This is a genomic window from Rhizobium oryziradicis, from assembly GCF_001939045.1.
Lineage (GTDB): Bacteria > Pseudomonadota > Alphaproteobacteria > Rhizobiales > Rhizobiaceae > Allorhizobium > Allorhizobium oryziradicis.
In genome coordinates this window covers 31,347-50,602 of the sequence record NZ_MKIM01000020.1, presented here as the reverse complement: position 1 = coordinate 50,602, position 19,256 = coordinate 31,347, and the positions used below count along the sequence as shown (strand labels likewise).

Below are 19,256 nucleotides of genomic sequence, written 5' to 3'. Positions count from 1 at the left end.
GAGAAAAAAGGAATTCAGGATGACATTGAATCTGACCGGAAAGCACCTGATCGCAGGCGAATGGGTGGATGGCGCAGGCACTTTCGTCTCCCATCCCGCAACTGGCGAAAGCCGCACCTATGCTCTCGGCTCGGCAGCGCTTGTTGATCGCGCCTTCAAGGCTGCGGAAGAGGCTTTTGTATCGTATGGCTACTCGACACGCGAAGAGCGCGCCAAGTTTCTCGAAGCCATCGCGGAAGAAATTGACGCCCGTGGCGAAGCCATCACCGCCATTGGTTCTCAGGAAACCGGCCTGCCGGAAGCCCGCCTGCAAGGCGAGCGCGGCCGCACCACTGGCCAGCTCAAGCTGTTTGCCGAGCATATCCGCAAGGGTGACTATCTGGACCGCCGCTTTGATGCCGCCCTGCCAGACCGCCAGCCTCTGCCCCGCCCCGACATTCGCCTGATGCAGCGGCCGATTGGCCCGGTTGGCGTATTTGGCGCGTCCAATTTCCCATTGGCCTTCTCCACCGCTGGCGGTGATACCGCTTCCGCACTGGCCGCTGGCTGCCCGGTTGTGGTCAAGGGTCACGAGGCTCATCCCGGCACGTCTGAAATCGTCGCCCAAGCCATTGATGCCGCCATCAAGCGCACAGGCGTTCATCCCGGCGTGTTCTCGCTGGTACAAGGCGGCAACCGCGAAACCGGAGAGGCCATCTGCTTGCATCCGCTGACCCGCGCTGTTGGCTTCACGGGCTCGCTGGCCGGTGGTCGTGCGCTGTTTGATCTCTGCGTGCGTCGTCCAGAGCCTATTCCGTTCTTTGGTGAGCTTGGCTCGGTCAACCCGATGTTCCTGCTGCCAAACGCCATTTCGGCACGCGGCGAAGCGCTTGCCAAGGGTTGGGCTGGTTCGCTCACCATGGGCGCTGGCCAGTTCTGCACCAATCCCGGCATTGCCATCATCACCGAAGGCGCGGAAGCGGACGCTTTCCTCGAAACCGCAAAGACCGCCCTTGCAAGCGTCAACGCCCAGACCATGTTGACCGACGGCATTGCCAACGCTTACCGCGCCGGTGCCGACAAGATTGCAGCGACCGAAGGCGTTCAAGCCGTTCTGACCACCACCTGCGATCTGCGCAACGCCACGCCTTACCTGTTTGCCACCACCGGCGAAAACTGGTTGGCCAACCATGTGTTGGGCGAAGAAGTGTTTGGTCCGCTTGGCATTCTCGTCACCGTCAAGGATGAGGCCGAGATGGTGAAGCTGGCGGAAAGCTTTGTTGGCCAGCTGACCACCACCCTGCATATGGATGATGCTGACGCGCCAACTGCGAAAAAGCTTCTGCCGATTCTGGAGCGCAAATCTGGCCGCGTGCTGGCCAATGGCTTCCCGACCGGTGTTGAAGTCTGTGATGCCATGGTGCATGGCGGTCCTTATCCGGCCACCACCAACTTTGGCGCAACCTCGGTTGGCACCATGGCGATCCGCCGTTTCTTGCGCCCAGTCAGCTATCAGAACATTCCGGTGGCCCTGCTGCCAGAAGATCTGCAACAATAACGGTTCCATCGCATGGCTGACATGAGCACACATAACGCCCCCTTTGCCGCTTTGGTGGATTGGGGCACCAGCAATTTTCGTCTGTGGTTGGTGGATGCTGAGGGCGCAATCCTCGGCGAGCGCCAATCCGCAGACGGCATGTCAGCCTGCGCGGCAGACAATCGGTTTGCCACTGTTCTCGAAGACAATCTTCAGGCGCTGAATGCGCCTGAAGATCTGCCCGTGGTCATCGCGGGCATGGCCGGTGCGCGGGCCGGATGGCTGGAAGCGCCATACGTGGAAACACCCACAGCGCTTTCTGGACTGCACCTTCATACTGTGTCGCCCAAAACATCGCGCCCGGTGTCCATTCTTCCCGGCCTTTGCCAGAAAGACACTGGCCCGTTTGATGTGATGCGCGGGGAAGAAACCCAACTGGCAGGCGTGGTCGCAGGCGGTATTTCCACAGGCATCATCTGCATGCCCGGCACCCATTGCAAATGGGTGGACCTGGAAGAGGGCGTGGTCAAACGCTTCCGCACCGCCATGACCGGCGAGATGTTTGATCTCTTGTCCAAGCAATCGATCCTGCGTCTGTCCATCCCACAGGATAGCGACCACTCGACCCATGACGTGGCTTTTGACACCGCTGTTGCGGAAGCGTTGAGCGAAGGCTTTTCGCTGACCACCAGCCTGTTTTCCATCCGTGCTGGCGGATTGCTCTCCACGCCCGCCCCCAATGAAGCGGCCAGCCGCCTGTCTGGGCTGTTGATTGGCGCAGAGATTGCCGGCATGCGACAATTTTACGCCTCCGGCAAAACCGTGCATATCGTGGCTTCCAAATCCTTGTCAGCGCTTTATATTCGCGCCTTGACGCAGGCCGGAGCCAAGGCGCAAAGCCTTGATGGCAGCGCGCTGGTGCGCGACGGCCTGTTTGCTGCGGCCCAACATCTTTTGACATCTGCGAAGTAGGATAATCCCCATGACCTCCCCCATCGTTCCATGGCCCACCCTGAAGCGCGAATTGGTCGCCATTTTGCGCGGCATCGGCCCAGCCGATATTGAAAGCGTGGTGGAAGCCCTGCTGGAAGAAGGCTTTGAGGCCATTGAAGTGCCGCTGAACTCGCCAGAGCCGTTTGTGTCGATCGAAAAAGCCCGCAAGCTGGCACCATCCGAGATCCTGATCGGTGCAGGCACCGTGCTGGATGCAGGCTCTGTCGAAGAGCTGCACAATGTCGGCGGCAATCTTGTGGTCACGCCCAACACCGATCCATCGGTGATTGGTCAGGCGGCACGGCTTGGCATGGTCTCCATGCCCGGTGCCTTCACACCCACCGAAGCGCTCGCTGCCATCAAGGCAGGCGCGTCTGCCATTAAATTCTTCCCCGCCAGCGTGCTCGGCCCAAGCGGCATCAATGCCATCAAGGCCATTTTGCCACCCCATATCCCGCTGGGTGCCGTCGGTGGCGTTGGCGAAAACAATTTTGGCGACTATCTCAAGGCCGGAGCCCGCGCCTTTGGCATTGGCACCAGCCTCTATAAGCCTGGTGACAAGGCCGATGTGGTCAAGGCTAGAGCTGCCAAGCTGGTGGCCGCTTATGATGCAGCGGTTGCAGCCCACAAAGGCTAACCGCAGCGCTGCACCTGTGCTATATTTCGCCACCGGCCCGCTGACGGCTGGTGGCGAATTGCTTTTGGGGACATGATCGATGCGACTGGTGTTATTTGCACTCGGCTGGTTTTTTGTCGTCCTCGGCGTGATTGGCATTTTCCTGCCGCTGTTGCCCACCACCCCCTTCATGATCCTTGCCGCAGGACTATTTGCCCGCTCATCGCCGCGCTTTGAGCGCTGGTTGCTGGATCATCCCCGCTTCGGCCAGCCTCTGGCCGATTGGCGCAAACAAGGGGCCATTTCCACCCGCGCCAAAATTCTGGCCGTCTCGATGATGGCGGCAAGCCTTTGTGTCATGTGGTTTTTCTCGTCTGCCCCTCTGTGGGTGCGCATTATGACCGCCATCATTCTGGCAGGCTCTGCCACTTTCGTGCTAACACGGCCCACACCACAACCAAAGCATCAAGACGCAGCCTCGGAGAGCCGTGATTAATGTCCCAGATCAAACCCGCGCTCGACCTTGGCGACGAACTCCTGATCGATGCCGAGCCGGATGAAAAGCCCGACCTTTCTCCGTCGAGATCCAATCTTTCGCGCGTCATTCTGGGCATCAGTCTGGTGCTGATCGCCTTCAATTTGCGGCCCTTGTTTTCCAGCGCCTCCACGCTTTTGCCCGAAATACGCGAGCAGATTGGCCTTTCCGCCTTTGGCGCAAGCCTGCTCACCACATTGCCCGTAGTCTGCCTTGGGGTGTTCTCGCCTCTGGCTCCGCGCCTTGCTGATCGGTTTGGCGCGGAAAAAACACTCGGCGTCATGATGTTGCTGCTCACCATCGGCACGGCTTTGCGCGGCTTGCACGCGGCCACGCCCCTGTTTTTGGGAACCGCCCTGGCGGGTGGCTGCATTGCCGTGGGCAATGTGCTCCTACCCGGTCTGGTGAAGCGCGATTTTCCCAACCGCACCGCACTCATGACCGGCTTTTACACCATGGCTTTGTGTGGCGGGGCTGCGGCAGCGGCCGGTTTGACCTTGCCAATCAAGACAGCCAGTGGATCCCTCTCCATCGGGCTTGCCATCTGGGCACTGCCAGCATTTTTGGTTTTTGTGCTGTGGTTGCCGCAAAACTTCTCCACCCATGCCAAACGGGCAAAACTGCGCGTCAGCGTGCAAGGCCTGTGGCAGGATCGGCTGGCATGGAATGTCACGCTGTTCACCGGCCTGCAATCGGCTTTGGCCTATTGCGTGTTTGGCTGGCTGGTGCCCATTTTGCGTGAGCGCGGGCTGGATGGCGTCACGGCGGGCGGCATTGTTTCCGTCTCCGTCATGGTGCAGGCCGCCGCCTGTATTATCGCTCCCCAATTGGCGGTGCGCGGCAAAGATCAGCGGCTGGTCAACGCCGCTTTTGTCGGTGTTGCGGTCATTGCCCTGTTCGGGCTGTTGTTTGCGCCGCTCTCCACCGTCTGGTTCTGGGCGATTTTGCAAGGTATTGGCCAAGGCAGTTTGATTGCGCTGGCCATGACCACGATTGTGTTGCGCTCCGGCAGTCCGCAAATTGCCGCTCATCTATCGGGCATGGCCCAGTTTGTCGGCTATTGTCTGGCGGCAATTGGACCCCTTCTGGTGGGGTTGATCCGTGCCTTCACCGGCAGTTTTAGCGCCTCTGCCCTGTTGTTTCTGGCGCTTGGCATGGGGGCTGGCTGGCATGGCTGGCGGGCGGGTCGAAATCTGCATGTGAATGTGACAACAACCGAAAAAGACAATTGACACCAATCGGTTAAAAAACAAGAGTATTTTGCCGATGATTGGTACTGCATAATTCCTTAAATCGGAATCGCTTTAAGGCAAAAATTATGCAGAAAATATAAATGCTACAGCAAACCTTTGTGCGCCCTATAGGGCGCACAAAGGTTTGCTGTCGTGCAGGGACGGAGAGCCGGGCGTGTTCACATATCTGAAATTTGCCGTTGCGGGATTGGTCTTGCTCTCAGGTCTGCAAACCCAACCTGTTATGGCCGCAGATCAAAGCCGCAGCGTGGAAACCACGGTGGATAGCGACTATGCGGGGTTTGATCTTCGCACCTTGCAAAATGTCTCCCAGGCCCAATGCCAGACCGCTTGTGTTGATGACAAATCCTGCCGCGCTTTTACCTATAATATCAAGGCGCGCTGGTGTTTCCTCAAGTCAGACTTCAACACGCTGAACAGTTTTGCAGGGGCCGTTGCCGGCAAAGTGGTGATCAAGGATGCCCAGCCAGATTTGGGCCGCGCGCCAAAACTTGCTTTTCTCTCCGATGATCTGCGCCAGCAAGCCAAAGATTTTCGCGAAAATCTGCCCCAGACAGCAACCGCCTCGGAGCTTGGCCTCAACACCTTGATGGGGCAAGCCTATGGCAACCTCACGGCGGGCAAAGCACCGGAAGCCTTGGGCGATTTTCTCTCGGCCCTGCTGATTGCCCCTGATGATGCCACACTTTGGATTGATGCGGCCCGCGCCGGAAATGCCGTGAAAAGCAATCGCGAACTTGCAACCCAAGGGCTTTATGCCGCCATCATCGGCTATGATCTGAGCCGCAATGCCAAAGCCCGCGCCAGCGCCCTCGCCGTGATGGCCAAGGGACTAGAACGCAACGAGAATTACCGTGCAGCGCTGAGCGCTTACAAGGCTAGTCTGGATCTCAGCGCCAGCCCATCGGTCAGTGCGGCCTATCTAGCGCTCAAATCCACCAAGGGCTTTCGCATCACCGGCAATAGCGTTGATGCTGATGGAGCATCTCCGCGTGCCTGCATTCAGTTTTCCGATCCGCTGATTGCGCGGGGCACGGATTATACGCCTTACGTGAGCGTGGACGGTCAGCCACCCAAATCCATGGAAATCAAGGGCAGCCAGCTGTGTATCGAAGGGCTGGACTATGGCAAGCGCTACACCATAGCCTTGCGTGAAGGTCTGCCATCTTCGGTCGACGAGCCACTGGCTGCCAAGACCGATATTCAGGTCTATGTGCGTGACCGCAGCCCAACAGTGCGTTTCACCGGCGATCATTTCGTGCTGCCATCCTCGGCCCGTCATGGCATTCCGCTGGTATCGGTCAACACCGATCGCGCCAATCTCAAGCTCTATCGTATTGGTGATCGCGCCATTGCGCCGCTGATGACCAATTCGCAATTTCTCTCGCAGCTCAGTGGCTACAGCGCCAGCCGCATTGAGCAAGACAATGGCGAGTTGATCTGGCAGGGCAGCATTGATATCGCCACCAGTCTCAACCGCGAAGTCACCACCAGCTTTCCGGTGGACGATGTGCTGCCAGAGCGAAAGCCCGGTGTTTATGTGCTGACGGCGGTTGCCAACAGCGGCAAGGCAGACGAGTGGGACGACCGCGCCACCCAATGGTTTCTGGTGTCCGATATTGGCCTGTCCACCTTTGCCGGAACCGATGGGTTGAATGTCTTTGCCCGCGCCCTGTCCTCTGCCAAGCCGCTGGCGGGGATTGAGCTGAAATTGCTGGCCAAAAACAACGAAATCCTCGGCACCGCCACCACCGATGCGGATGGCAGGGCCATTTTCTCGCCGGGCCTGATGCGGGCGGGGGCGGCCCTTGCCCCTGCCGTGCTGACCGCCGAGCAGCCCGGCAAAGACTACGTGTTTCTGGACATGACCCGCGCTGGTTTTGATCTGTCGGATCGTGGTGTCACCGGCAGACCCGCGCCCGGCGCGATTGATATTTATGCCTGGACCGAGCGCGGCATCTATCGCCCCGGCGAAACCGTGCATGTGGGCGCGCTGGCGCGTGATATAGGTGCTGAAGCCATCGATGGCCTGCCGCTGACATTCATCTTCACCCGGCCTGACGGGGTGGAATATCGCCGCGTGGTCAGCACCGGTGCTGGCCTTGGTGGCCACAATGTTGATCTGGCGCTGGACAGCAATGTCATGCGCGGCACATGGACATTGGGTATCCACGTCGATCCCAAAAAGGCCGCCATTGCCGAGAAAACCTTCCTGGTGGATGATTTTCTTCCTGATCGGATCGAGTTTGACCTGAAATCAACAGAGCCTGCGATAACACCCGGTACGCCGCTGAGCGTGGGTGTGGATGGCCGCTATCTTTATGGTGCCCCAGCCGAAGGGCTGACACTTGAAGGCGACGTGGTGATCAAGCCAACGCGCAGCAGCAAGGCATGGCCCGCTTACGTGTTTGGCCTTGCCGACGAAGAGGCCGGTGACAACACCACTCTCACACTGGATGGGCTTGAGCCGCTGGATGCCAAAGGCCATGGCACCATCAACGTGCAACTCAACGATTTGCCATCCACCACGCGCTTGTTGGAGGCCACGCTCTCGGTGCGGCTGAAAGAAGGCAGTGGTCGGGCTGTGGAGCGGCAATTGACATTGCCGGTGCAGACAGAGCAGCCCGCTATTGGCATCAAACCCGAATTTTCTGGCGATCTGGGCGAAGGGGCCACCGGCCATTTCCGTGTGATGGCGCTGGATGCCAGCGGCAAGCCTGCGACCAGCACGGGTGCCCATTGGAAGCTGGTGCAGTTGGAGCGCAATTACCAATGGTATCGCGATGGCAATTCCTGGCGCTATGAACCCATTACCACCACCAAGCAGGTGGCCAATGGCGTGATTGATATTGCTGCCGACGGTGTGGATCTTCCTGTCAATGTCAACTGGGGCCGCTATCGGCTAGAAGTCGATGGCGCAGGCCCTGCGGCGGCAGCCAGCAGCATAGAGTTCAACGCTGGATGGTTTGTCGAGGCAAGTTCGTCCGAGACACCAGACGCGCTGGACATTGCCCTCGATAAGCCGGTTTACAAAGTTGGCGAGACTGCCAAGTTGAAAATCTCCGCCCATTTTGCGGGCGAGGTCTTGCTGACCATTGGCTCAGAATCGCTGATTTCCACCCAGACCGCCACCGTGCCAGAGGGTGACAGCGAAATTTCCATTCCAGTGACCGAAAATTTTGGGGCTGGTAGCTATGTCACGGCCACACTCTGGCGGCCGGGCGATGCACAGGAAAGCCGCATGCCAAGCCGCTCTATCGGTGTGGCATGGCTCAACATTGATCCCGGCCCGCGCAAACTTAGCGTGAAGCTCAATCCGCCGCAGCAGATGCAACCGCGTCAGGCTTTGAGCATTCCGGTATCCGTCACCGGCGGTGGCAATGACGCCTATGTCATGCTGGCCGCCGTGGATGTTGGCATTCTCAATCTCACCCGCTATCAGGCCCCTGATCCGGAAAGCTGGTATTTTGGCCAACGGCGCTTGGGCCTTGAGATGCGCGACCTCTATGGTCGTCTCATTGATGGATCGCTGGGGGATACCGGCGCATTGCGAAGCGGCGGTGATGGCGGCATGCTGGCGTTGCAGGCAAGCCCGCCCAAGGAAAAGCTGGTGGCCTTCTTCTCTGGCCCGGTCAAGCTCGACCGCAATGGCAAGGCTGAGGTGAAATTTGATATTCCGCAGTTTAACGGCACCGTGCGGATCATGGCTGTTGCCTGGTCACGCACCGGAGTTGGCCATGCCACGAGCGATGTTATCATCCGCGATCCTGTGGTGGTGACGGCCTCTCTGCCGCGCTTTTTAGCACCTAACGATGTCTCCAGCTTGCGCCTTGATCTGGCGGCCACCGATGCACCAAGCGGTGATTACAGCCTCGCTATCACTGGCAATGCCGCTGTTGGCGTGGACGCAAAAGATGCGCAAAAAACGATTGCCTTGACCGCAGGCGGCAAAACGAGCCTGATTGTGCCCATCACCGCCACTCAAACCGGGGATGGTGCCATTACAGTGGCACTCAGCAATACCGACGGCCTGTCGCTCACCCAATCTTTGGACCTGCCCGTGCGCCCGGCCTCGCTGCCGGTCACCACCCGTCGTGAACTGCCTCTGGCGGCTGGCGCAAGCCTGAAAGTTGACAGTGATCTGTTGGCCGACAGCATTATGACGGGAGCGTCTGTCAGCCTGTCTGTGTCGCGGGGTGCCAGTTTGGACATCGCAGCCCTGTTGACCAGTCTGGATCGCTATCCTTATGGCTGCGCCGAGCAGACCACCAGCCGCGCCCTGCCCCTGCTCTATTTCAGTGATATGGCTTCGGTTGCCGGTCTGCCCGATGATGCCGAGATCAAGCATCGGGTGCAGGATGCCATTTACCGGGTTCTGTCCTATCAAGCAGCAGCAGGCAGCTTTGGCCTGTGGGCACCCGGCTCGGAAGACCTGTGGCTGGATGCCTATGTGACAGATTTTCTGACCCGTGCCCGCGAAAAAGGCTTTGATGTACCAGACAATGCACTGGTGCAAGCACTGGATAATCTCTCCAACAAGCTGTCTTATGAGACCGATGTGAGTGCAAAGGGCAATGACATTGCCTATGCGCTCTATGTTTTGGCGAGAAACCGCAAGGCCGCCATCAGTGATTTGCGCTATTATGCCGACACGATGCTGGATCGCTTCCCCACGCCGCTGGCCAAGGCCCATCTGGCCGCAGCCTTGTCGCTCTATGGTGATCCGACCCGCGCCGCCACCATTTTTGCGCAAGCCGCCAGCATGTCCGAGCAAGGATCGACAAAACCGGTCAGCCTGGAACGCTCCGACTATGGTTCGCAACTGCGCGATGGTGCTGCCATTTTGGCACTGGCTGCTGAATCGCACCCCGTTCCCTCGATTATTCCGGCTCTGAGCAAATCCGTGATTGCGGATTGGAAAACCAAGGACAGCACCAGCACGCAGGAAGAGGCCTGGTTGCTGCTGGCCGCTCGCGCCGTTGATAAAGGCGATGACGGCATGCGCGTAACCGTCAATGGTGCGGTTAACACCGGCGCGTACCGGGCGCGGATTGAAGGCAATGAGCTGTTGAAACAGCCTGTGCTGTTGCAAAACACCAGTCAGGAACCGCTGATGGCCACTGTCACCACGGTTGCAGCACCGCGCTATCCGCTGCCTGCGGCCAGCGCTGGCTTTACCATTGAGCGCAGCTATTACGATCTTGCGGGACAGCCGGTGAATATCAGTGAAGCCACGCAAAACACGCGTTATGTGGTGGTGCTCAAGGTGACGCAGGACAAGCCTTTGCCAACCCAGTTGCTGATCACCGATCTTCTGCCAGCAGGCCTTGAGATTGATAATCCAGCGCTGGTGGGCAGTGCCAGCCTCGCCAATTTCGACTGGATCGGCGATACGCAAGCCGCGCATCTGGAGTTCCGCAACGACCGTTTTGTGGCAGCCCTCGACAGCACCCGGCAGGACAATGGCGAGATGGTGCTGGCCTATGTGGTGCGTGCTGTTACCCCCGGCATCTATGATCATCCGGCGGCAACCGTGGAAGATATGTATCGCCCACAGCGTTATGCGCGCACCGCTGTTGGCCGCATGGAGGTGAAAGCCAACCCGTGAGGCGACGTGGTCGGACCATAGGCGTCATTGGACTGGTTGTTCTGATGATGGTTGGCGCTGGGTGGTTGGCTCTCAACTGGCTTGACGAGGCCTTTCCGCCGCCACTGGACAGGATTGGTCCGACTTCTGCAGAAATGCAGGATCAGGATGGACAGTTGTTACGCGCTTTCACCACGCCAGAAGGTCGTTGGCGGCTGAAAACCACCGCTGATGATGTCGATCCCTTATTGATCCGCATGGTGATCGCCTATGAGGATCATCGCTTCTATCAGCACGCGGGCCTTGATGCGCTGGCTCTTGGGCGGGCGGCCTATCAACTGATCACCCATGGCCGGATCGTGTCGGGAGCGTCTACCCTGTCCATGCAGGTGGCACGGCTGATCGAGCCGCGAAAAGCGCGCTCGTTCTCGCAAAAACTGCTGCAAATGGCTCGTGCCGTGCAAATTGAACGCCGCATGAGCAAGGCACAAATTCTTGATCTTTACCTCACCCACGCGCCTTACGGCGGCAATCTTGAAGGGGTGCGGGCGGCAAGCCTTGCCTATTTCAACAAGGAGCCCAAGCATCTGACGCCTGCCGAAGCCGCCCTTTTGGTGGCTTTGCCGCAGTTGCCGGAACGCCGCAGGCCTGATCGCTATCCAGACAACGCCCTTCATGCCCGTGAGCGCGTGTTAGCACGCATGCAAACGGCGGGTATTGTCTCGGCGATTGAGGTGGCACAGGCAAGCGCTGCACACCTGCCGCGCCGCCGCTTGGAGCTGCCCCTTCTGGCCGCCAATCTGGCCGATGAAAAGCGGCGCAAACGGCCAGAGAGCCCTCTCTATCCCACCACGTTGCGCAAAAGCGTGCAGGCGGCCATGGAAACTGTGGCGAGAGAGGCCGCCCAACGGCTTCCGCCAAAAGTGTCGGTGGCCATTATGGTGGCAGATGCGCAAACGGGTAACATTCTGGCCCATGTTGGCTCCGCCAATTATCTCGACGCCAGCCGGTCCGGCTGGCTTGATATGACGCGTTTTGAGCGTTCACCCGGCTCCACCCTCAAGCCGCTCATCTATGGCTTGGCTTTTGAACAAGGCATGATCGCACAGGAAACCGTGATCGAAGATCGGCCCGCTGATTTCTACGGCTACCGGCCGAAAAACTTTGACATGACCTATCAAGGCGATGTCACGGTGCGGCAGGCGTTGCAACTGTCGCTCAATGTTCCCGCTGTGCGCTTGCTGAATGCGGTCGGTCCTTCGCAAATGCTGTCGCGTTTGCGCAAAGCCAATATTAAAATACAGCTTCCCTCACAGGAAACGCCGGGGCTTGCGCTGGCCCTTGGCGGCGCTGGCACGACGCTGAAAGACCTGATGGCGCTCTATACAGCACTGGCGCGCCAGGGCAGCAGCATACGCCTGAAAAACTGCGTCACCCCCAATGTCAACACGCCCGAACCAGAGCTGCTCCTTGATAAGGCTGCCGCCTCCAGCATCACCGATATTCTCGCAGGCGTCGCGCCGCCGCTTGGCAGCCCCAGAGAGCGCATCGCCTATAAAACCGGCACCAGCTACGGCTATCGTGATGGCTGGTCGATAGGCTATGATGGCCGCACCGTGATTGGCGTGTGGGTCGGAAGGCCCGACAATAGCGCTATTCCAGGCCTCAGCGGCTATGGCACCGCCGCCCCTATTTTGTTTCAGGCTTTCGCTCGATCCGGTATTGCACCCACCTCTTTGCCCACAGCGCTTTCTGGTACCCAACACCCAAAACAGGCTGATTTACCAGCCGGGCTGAAGCGGTTTTCCAGAGAAAGCAACGGGCTGGTCAGCCTGCGCGCTGGCGAAAAAGCCCCGGTGATCGTCTATCCGCCCGAGGGGTCGCATGTGGAACTGGGCAAGGATCAAGACGGGCAGGCCCTGCCACTGGCGCTGAAATTGCAGGCGGGCCGTGCGCCCTTCCGCTGGCTTGCCAACGGCCAACCGCTGCCAGACCTGGTGCGCACCCGCAACACCAATTGGGTGCCAAAGGGCGCTGGCTACTCGACCTTGACGGTGATTGACGCCTTGGGGCGAACCGCAAGTGTCGGCATTTTCGTGCGCTGAAACCCCGCGCATTTTATTGGATTCGAAAGAGCCGTGCTTTATCGTTTTTCTCACCCGATCAAACGCGGCAATACCTTCGAATCCCTTGAGATGCGGGATACTTCGGGTGATTTAAACCTATCTTAATATAAACACCCTAGATTCCGGGGTGACGATGAGGTCGGCCGAGCAACAGCGCCGGGCACAATGATTGTTCCACGGACTGATGACTGCATAATATCTTAAATCAGACTGGATTTAGGGAGAAAATTCTGCAGCAGATTTAAAGTGTTACCGTGTCATCTTTTGCGTTTTATCAAACGCGCGGCGCTGTGCATGAACCAGAATACCTGTTGGAGACCGGTCACAGGTCTCAGTTTGCATGCGATGAAACCGTTTGCGCATGCATCGATGCCACAAATGCGGATCGAAACTGTGCCGTGATCAAAGAATGACCCGACAGAGCAGTATTTCGGTTTTGGTACCATGGCTTTTGGAGGAGCCTAGAAACAATGTTTGTTGATCGATTGTTGTCACGTTTCCGTATCCAGACCAAAGTCCTGATCTTTATTCTGCCTTTTGTTCTCAGTATCAGCGCAGTCGGCTTTACGGGTCTTTATGCATCCGGCCTGCTTCAAGGCCGCATGGAGATTTCCAACAGCGTGCTGCAATCGCTGAGCGGCTTTCGTGATGTCTCTGCCTCCATGGAAAAGTTTCTGAGAAACGCCTCCGTGCAAACCCGTGATGCTGTTTCAGGCAATTTGCAAAAAACCCAGGAGCTGCTGAAAGCAACACAGCAACAAGTGGGAGAGGACGCGGAAGGACGCGATCAACTGCAACAGGCCATTACCATGGTCGACGGCGTTTCAGCGCAAATTGGCACCCTTTGGTCTTTGCACCAGAAGGAAGAAGGCCTGACCGAAGACATGAAAAAGGGCATCGGTGAGATCGTGCAGGCGCAAACAACGCTGAGCGATCACATGCGCGATATATCCAGCTCGATTCAACGGGATGACAAGGCCGCCAAGCAGCTCTTGCGCGACGCCGACACCATTGAACAAACCAGCACATTTTTGGGCGACATCAATCGTAGTTTCACCAAACTTGCGACCCCGGATGAAAAATTCGATCTCATTGCCAAAAATCTTAAAGAGATGACCCTTCGTCGCAATCTTCTGGAAATGGCATTGCCAGAAAAGAACAAATCAGCGGCAAAAACCATCGGCACCATTCTGGATCAATTGGCCGACATGGTGAAAGCGGCAGACAAATCGCCAGAAGCCACCGATGCCATGGCCACCAAGCTTCGCAATTTCGTGCAGCTTTCAGCCTATCTGGGCCTTGCCGCCCAACAGAAAATGAAAGAAGCGACAAAGCGGTTTGGCGAGTTGGACCAGCCCCTGTCTCTGGCGCAGTCTGTACAGGAAGATGGCCGTCATCTGGTCAACTCCATCTATTCAACGCAAATCATGGCAGCGAGCTTTATGCTGGCTCCCAAAGAAGAAAATCTCAGACGTCTTGAAGATGAGTTTATCGGCGTTCGCAGCAATATCTCAACCCTGGCTGGAAGCGCTGGCTCTCTCGACTTTTTCGAAGCCTTGCAGGCTCAGGTCGGAAACGCCATCGACCTGATGGAAAACGCCAGCCCGGCTCTGGTCAAAGCCCGCGACGAACGCCTACAGAGCTTTAGCAAAGCCAATGACGATCTCGATAAGATCTGGCAGCAATTGACAGCTTTTGCGCAGCTGCAGAAAAACAGCGCTAACGCAGAACGTCGTGATGTCAATTCCATCTCCATTGGAGCCATGACGCTCGGGATCATCATCTCGATCTTCGCGGGCATTGGGCTTGTGATCACCTTCAAAGGACCAATTGGTCAGATCACTGCGGCTATGCGCCGTCTGGCCGATGGTATGCTGGAAACCAAAATCAGCGGCGAAACCCGCATTGACGAAATTGGTGAAATGGCCCGCGCTCTGGGCGTGTTCAAGCAAAATGCGCTGTCGAAAATTGAAATCGAACACCGCAGCGAAGCAGAACGCGACCAGGCGGAAGAACAGCGCAAATTGCGCGATCTCGAAAAGCAGGAGATGGATCGCCAGATTGAATTTGCCGTCAATGCACTGGCCTCCGGCCTTGGCCGTCTTGCTCAAGGTGATATTTCATCGACCATCGACACGCCATTTACCGGCCGCCTGGAGCAATTGCGCACCGATTTTAACACCTCTCTGGAGCACCTCCAAAACACCATTCGTCAGATCCGCTCCAACACCTATTCCATTCAGCGCAATGCCGGTGAAATGAGCGCTGCTGCCGATGAGCTGGCAAAGCGGACCGAACAACAGGCTGCATCGCTGGAGCAGACGGCGGCGGCAGTGGAAGAAATCACCACAACGGTGAAGCTTTCCGCTGAACAGGCCCATGAAGCCAATGCCATTGTGGCCGAAACCAAGGGTGCCGCCGACACCTCCTCCAATGTTGTTGCCAGCGCCATTGACGCGATGGGGCGAATTGAAACCGCCTCTGGTCAGATTGTGCAGATTATCGATGTGATCGATGAAATTGCCTTCCAGACCAATCTTTTAGCCTTGAATGCCGGAATTGAAGCGGCTCGCGCTGGTGAGGCTGGCCGTGGCTTTGCCGTGGTGGCGCAGGAAGTGCGCGAACTGGCTCAGCGCTCGGCCGGTGCGGCCCAGCAGATCAAGGGATTGATCACCACCTCCAGCACGGAAGTGACGTCCGGTGCTCAGCTGGTGCAGCGAACAGGCGTGGTATTGGCCGAGATTTCCACCAAGATTGTCACGGTTTCTGAGCGGGTTGAAGCCATCGCAGTGGCAAGCCGCGACCAGTCCACGGCTCTTGGCGAAGTCAACTCCGCCGTCAATGGCATGGACCAGATGACCCAGCGCAACGCCGCCATGGTGGAAGAAACCAATGCCGCCACCCGGCAATTGGCCGATGAGGCTGATTCGTTGATGGCCTTGATCAACCAGTTCAATCTGGGCAATGAGCAGAACAGGCGCTCCGCCACCGCCCACGCGGCGTGAGGGACTTGCCTCAGGCTTTGAGCAACCGGCGCGCAAGGGTGCGCCGGTTTTTATTTTGATCGGTAGCGCGTCGCTTTTCTTCACCATTCGCTTGACTTGATGACCCAACCCTTTGTTAAACGTCAGCCACAAGACAATCAGGTCGCACGCTGCATCACGCAGCACCCGGCATTCTGTCATTTCGGGCTTTGCGCCCCAGCAATATGGTTTTGATCGTGCGCTATTTTATCACTGGCACTGCAGGTTTCATTGGCTTTCATCTCGCCCGCCGTCTTCTTCGGGAGGGTCATACGGTGACAGGCTATGATGGCATGACCGCCTATTATAATCTGCGCCTGAAAGAAGCCCGCAATGCAGGACTTGCGCAATTTCCCAATTTCACCGGCGTTCAAGCAATGCTCGAAGATCGGGCGGCACTGGAACAGGCGGTCGATGCAGCCAAGCCCGATGTCATCATCCATCTGGCCGCACAAGCAGGCGTGCGCTACAGCCTTGAAAATCCCAAGGCCTATCTGGATTCCAACCTGATTGGCTCGTGGAATATTGTTGAAATTGCCCGGCAATTGCAAATCGGTCATTTGATGCTGGCATCTACCTCGTCGATTTATGGTGCCAACCCACAAGTGCCGTTTCGCGAAATGGACCGTGCCGACGAGCCGATGACGTTTTATGCCGCAAGCAAAAAGGGCATGGAGCTGATGGCCCACAGCTACGCCCATCTCTATAAAGTGCCGACCACTGCCTTTCGCTTCTTTACCGTTTATGGTCCCTGGGGTCGCCCGGATATGGCCTTGTTCAAGTTCATCAAGGCGATGCTGGCCGATGAAGCCATTGAGATTTATGGCGAAGGCAAGATGAGCCGGGATTTTACCTATATTGACGATCTGGTCGACAGCATCATTCGCCTGTCAGCCATTGCGCCCTCGGAAGACAATCGGGTATCCATGCCGGAAGGGCTGGATACGCTCTCACACAACGCGCCGTTTCGCGTCATCAACATCGGCGGCGGCCAGCCCATCGCGCTGATGGATTTCATTGAAACGCTGGAAGCAATCATGGGTCAGCCTACGAAGCGGGTGATGCTGCCCATGCAGCAAGGCGATGTGCCGCGCACCTTTGCAAGCCCTGATCTGCTGGTGGCCCTGACGGGATCAAAGCCGATGACCAGCCTTGAGCAAGGCGTGAAAGCCACGGTGGAATGGTATCGCGAGCATTATCAGCCGTTGGCTCTTTGATCCAGTTTTTCAGCAACAAGCCTTGCAGTCTCTGCCGCCCCGTTCAATGACACGGTGAGATCCTCTGGAAATTGCAGGGCTTTTGCGCGTGCCACGGCCTCGGCCATGGCAGCACCATTCAGCCCCTCTTCCAAGATGACATGAGCAAGCCCAAGTGCTTGCAGTTTTTGCGCCCGCACGGTTTGCTCGGTTTCTCCACCCGCCGCAAAGGGCACCAACAGCGCGGGGCAACGCGCGCGCAACAGATCACAAACCGTATTATAACCCGCCTGCGAAATAGAGAGTTTTGCCCTTGGCAAGAGAGCCGGAAAATCAGGCCGGAAGCGGTAGAGCGTCACGTTCTGTGGAGCCACGTCTGCAAAGCGGTCATAATCGGCCTGCGGCAGATTGGGTCCGGTGATCAGGCACCAGCGGTCATCTCCACCCAAAATCTGCTGGGCCGACATGGCCGCCTCAATCAGCGCCGCCCCCACGGCACCGCCACCGGCGGAGACGACGATATCAAACGGATCCTGTGCGGGAGCGGGCTCAGGTGCTGCCACCAAGCCGGTGTAATAAATCTTGTCGGCAATGGTCTCAGCCAGCGGAAAGGTTTCCTCCAGCCGCACAAAATGCGGATCACCATGCACCAGAACACCATCAAAATGCTCCAGCACCAGATCAACGGTTTCCTGATCGCGTCCGGGCTTTCGGTTTTCCTGCAAGATGTCGCGCACCGAGCTGAACAGCAAAGGCTTGTGCTCTGCTGCCTTAATCGCCGCCAGCAGCGGCAAAAGCTCAAACCGCACCTGCCTGCGGCCAAAAGGAAAGGCCTCGACAATCACGACATCAGGCTTCATTCTCTCAAACGTTTCCAGCAAAAGGGCGGTGCGGTTTTGCTCAAAAGCAGCATCCACGGCCGCACCATCGCTGTCCACCAAGCCGGAAAAGCCGGTGGCCGATAAAACAGCGGGCAATTGCGCATGGGCAATCCCCTCCCCCGGAAAGCCCTTCACGGGCGCGCCACCGGTCACCAGCGTTACCGCAAAACCGACCTCCACCATGGCACCCGCAATGCGGCTGGCGCGGGCCAGATGGCCAATGCCCAGCAAATGCTGCACATAGAACATCACCCGTTTGGGTGCAGGCTGCGTCATTGGCCAAGGCTCCGGTTAAACAGCACTGTCAAATCGCGGATACTGTTTTGATAATCAAAATCCTGCCGCACTTTTTGCTCGGCAGCGGCACCCAACTGATGGCGCAGATCTGGATTGCGGATGGCGTTCTGCAAAGCGTCTGCCAGCACCACAGGATCATCCGGGGCAACCAGCAAGCCGTTTTCCCCATTCACAAACAGCTCGGATATGCCAGACACCGTGGTGGATACCGCCATCAGGCCCTGACTTGCCGCCTCCACCAACACATTGGGCAGGCCATCGCGATCGCCATCGGCGGTGATGCGACAGGCGAGCGTGAACACATCGCTCTCGCGGTAATGGGTCAGCACATCGCGCTGGTCCATTGCCCCTTTCCAGGTGATGCGATCGGCGATGTGCAATTGATCGGCCAAGGCCTTCAGCTTTGCCAGTTCATCACCGCCGCCGATATGGGTGAAAGCCCAGTTCAGCTCACTCGGAAGCTTGGCAAGGGCGTGCAACAGCACATCATAGCCTTTTTTCTTTACCGCGCGTCCCACAGACAAAATCCGCACGGGATCATGAACATCTGAACCGTCGCGGCGGGAACGCGCACCCTCAAAATGCGGAAAGCGCTGCAAATCCAGCCCGTGATAGCTCAAATGCACCACCTTGCGATCTTCAGCCCGCCGATCTTTGGCAAGCGCGCTCAACTGCTCATAACCCACCCGCGTGCAGGTGACAGCCCAATCCACATGGGCCAATTTGTCGGCCAGATCCCAATCCTTCGATGTCCAGATGTCCTTGGCGTGGGCCGAAACACTCCAGCCCATACCGCTCAGCAGGCTGGCATAGAAGGCCACCGAGGCGGGCGTGTGAATGAAATGGGCGTGCAGCCACTCGGCCTTGCCCGGCCATTCCGCCACCAGCACCATGGCCTGCCCCAAACGCCGAAAGCGATTGCGCGAAAAATCACGCGGCAGATCCTTGAAAAACTGGCGCAACATCTTGCCGAAACCCGGCAAGCGGCAGGCTTTGCCCAATGCTTTCAACACCCGGAGGGGTTCTTCATGCAGATATTCGGGCAGATAATGCACGGGTGCTTTGATTTCATCATGCACCGGGTGGCGCTTTTTATCGGTCGGGCGGCGCATGGCCACCAGTTCCAGCTCAAAGCCTGCCTTTTCCAAACCCAGCAATTCTTGGGCAATAAAGGTCTCGGACAAGCGCGGATAACCCTTGAGCAAGACAGTAATTTTCGCAGGATTCTGCACG

Annotated in this window: 11 protein-coding genes; 9 read left to right on the top strand and 2 right to left on the bottom strand. The window is 57.7% G+C overall.

Annotated features, from left to right (window positions below; translation table 11 throughout):
- Nucleotides 1-19 precede the first annotated feature (19 nt).
- The 9 genes from BJF95_RS02070 to BJF95_RS02030 all read left to right on the top strand — a co-directional run bounded on the left by BJF95_RS02070 (nucleotide 20) and on the right by BJF95_RS02030 (nucleotide 16,866).
- On the top strand, nucleotides 20-1,537 hold the full coding sequence (locus BJF95_RS02070; RefSeq protein WP_075637787.1) for an aldehyde dehydrogenase (NADP(+)): 1,518 nt from the start codon (nucleotides 20-22) through the stop codon (nucleotides 1,535-1,537).
- A gap of 21 nt (nucleotides 1,538-1,558) precedes the next feature.
- Nucleotides 1,559-2,488, top strand: coding sequence for a 2-dehydro-3-deoxygalactonokinase (locus BJF95_RS02065; RefSeq protein WP_075637926.1), 930 nt, complete (start codon nucleotides 1,559-1,561; stop codon nucleotides 2,486-2,488).
- 10 nt (nucleotides 2,489-2,498) lie between these two features.
- On the top strand, nucleotides 2,499-3,146 hold the full coding sequence (locus tag BJF95_RS02060; RefSeq protein WP_075637786.1) for a 2-dehydro-3-deoxy-6-phosphogalactonate aldolase: 648 nt from the start codon (nucleotides 2,499-2,501) through the stop codon (nucleotides 3,144-3,146).
- A 79-nt stretch (nucleotides 3,147-3,225) separates the two neighbouring features.
- Complete coding sequence (locus tag BJF95_RS02055; protein ID WP_075637785.1) at nucleotides 3,226-3,621, top strand: YbaN family protein; 396 nt, start codon at nucleotides 3,226-3,228, stop codon at nucleotides 3,619-3,621.
- Nucleotides 3,621-4,892, top strand: a complete 1,272-nt coding sequence (locus BJF95_RS02050; protein ID WP_075637784.1) for a CynX/NimT family MFS transporter — start codon at nucleotides 3,621-3,623, stop codon at nucleotides 4,890-4,892. The genes BJF95_RS02055 and BJF95_RS02050 overlap by 1 nt, the downstream gene beginning before the upstream one ends.
- Before the next feature lie 187 nt (nucleotides 4,893-5,079).
- Complete coding sequence (locus BJF95_RS02045) at nucleotides 5,080-10,521, top strand: alpha-2-macroglobulin family protein (RefSeq protein ID WP_075637925.1); 5,442 nt, start codon at nucleotides 5,080-5,082, stop codon at nucleotides 10,519-10,521.
- 44 nt (nucleotides 10,522-10,565) lie between these two features.
- Nucleotides 10,566-12,605 carry a penicillin-binding protein 1C gene (pbpC, locus tag BJF95_RS02040; RefSeq protein ID WP_075637924.1) on the top strand — a complete coding sequence of 680 codons (2,040 nt, stop codon included), beginning with the start codon at nucleotides 10,566-10,568 and terminating at the stop codon, nucleotides 12,603-12,605.
- A gap of 491 nt (nucleotides 12,606-13,096) precedes the next feature.
- Nucleotides 13,097-15,631, top strand: a complete 2,535-nt coding sequence (locus BJF95_RS02035) for a methyl-accepting chemotaxis protein (protein WP_075637783.1) — start codon at nucleotides 13,097-13,099, stop codon at nucleotides 15,629-15,631.
- Nucleotides 15,632-15,846: 215 nt separating this feature from the next.
- Entirely contained in the window at nucleotides 15,847-16,866 is a 1,020-nt protein-coding gene (locus BJF95_RS02030; protein WP_075637923.1) for an NAD-dependent epimerase/dehydratase family protein, read from the top strand.
- Here the strand turns inward: BJF95_RS02030 and BJF95_RS02025 are convergent.
- Both BJF95_RS02025 and BJF95_RS02020 read right to left on the bottom strand, forming a co-directional pair.
- Nucleotides 16,848-18,002, bottom strand: coding sequence for a glycosyltransferase family protein (locus BJF95_RS02025; protein ID WP_075637782.1), 1,155 nt, complete (start codon nucleotides 18,000-18,002; stop codon nucleotides 16,848-16,850). The two genes, BJF95_RS02030 and BJF95_RS02025, sit on opposite strands and share 19 nt — an antisense overlap.
- Entirely contained in the window at nucleotides 17,999-19,255 is a 1,257-nt protein-coding gene (locus BJF95_RS02020; RefSeq protein WP_075637922.1) for a glycosyltransferase family 4 protein, read from the bottom strand. The genes BJF95_RS02025 and BJF95_RS02020 overlap by 4 nt, the downstream gene beginning before the upstream one ends.
- Between the last annotated feature and the right edge of the window lies 1 nt (nucleotide 19,256).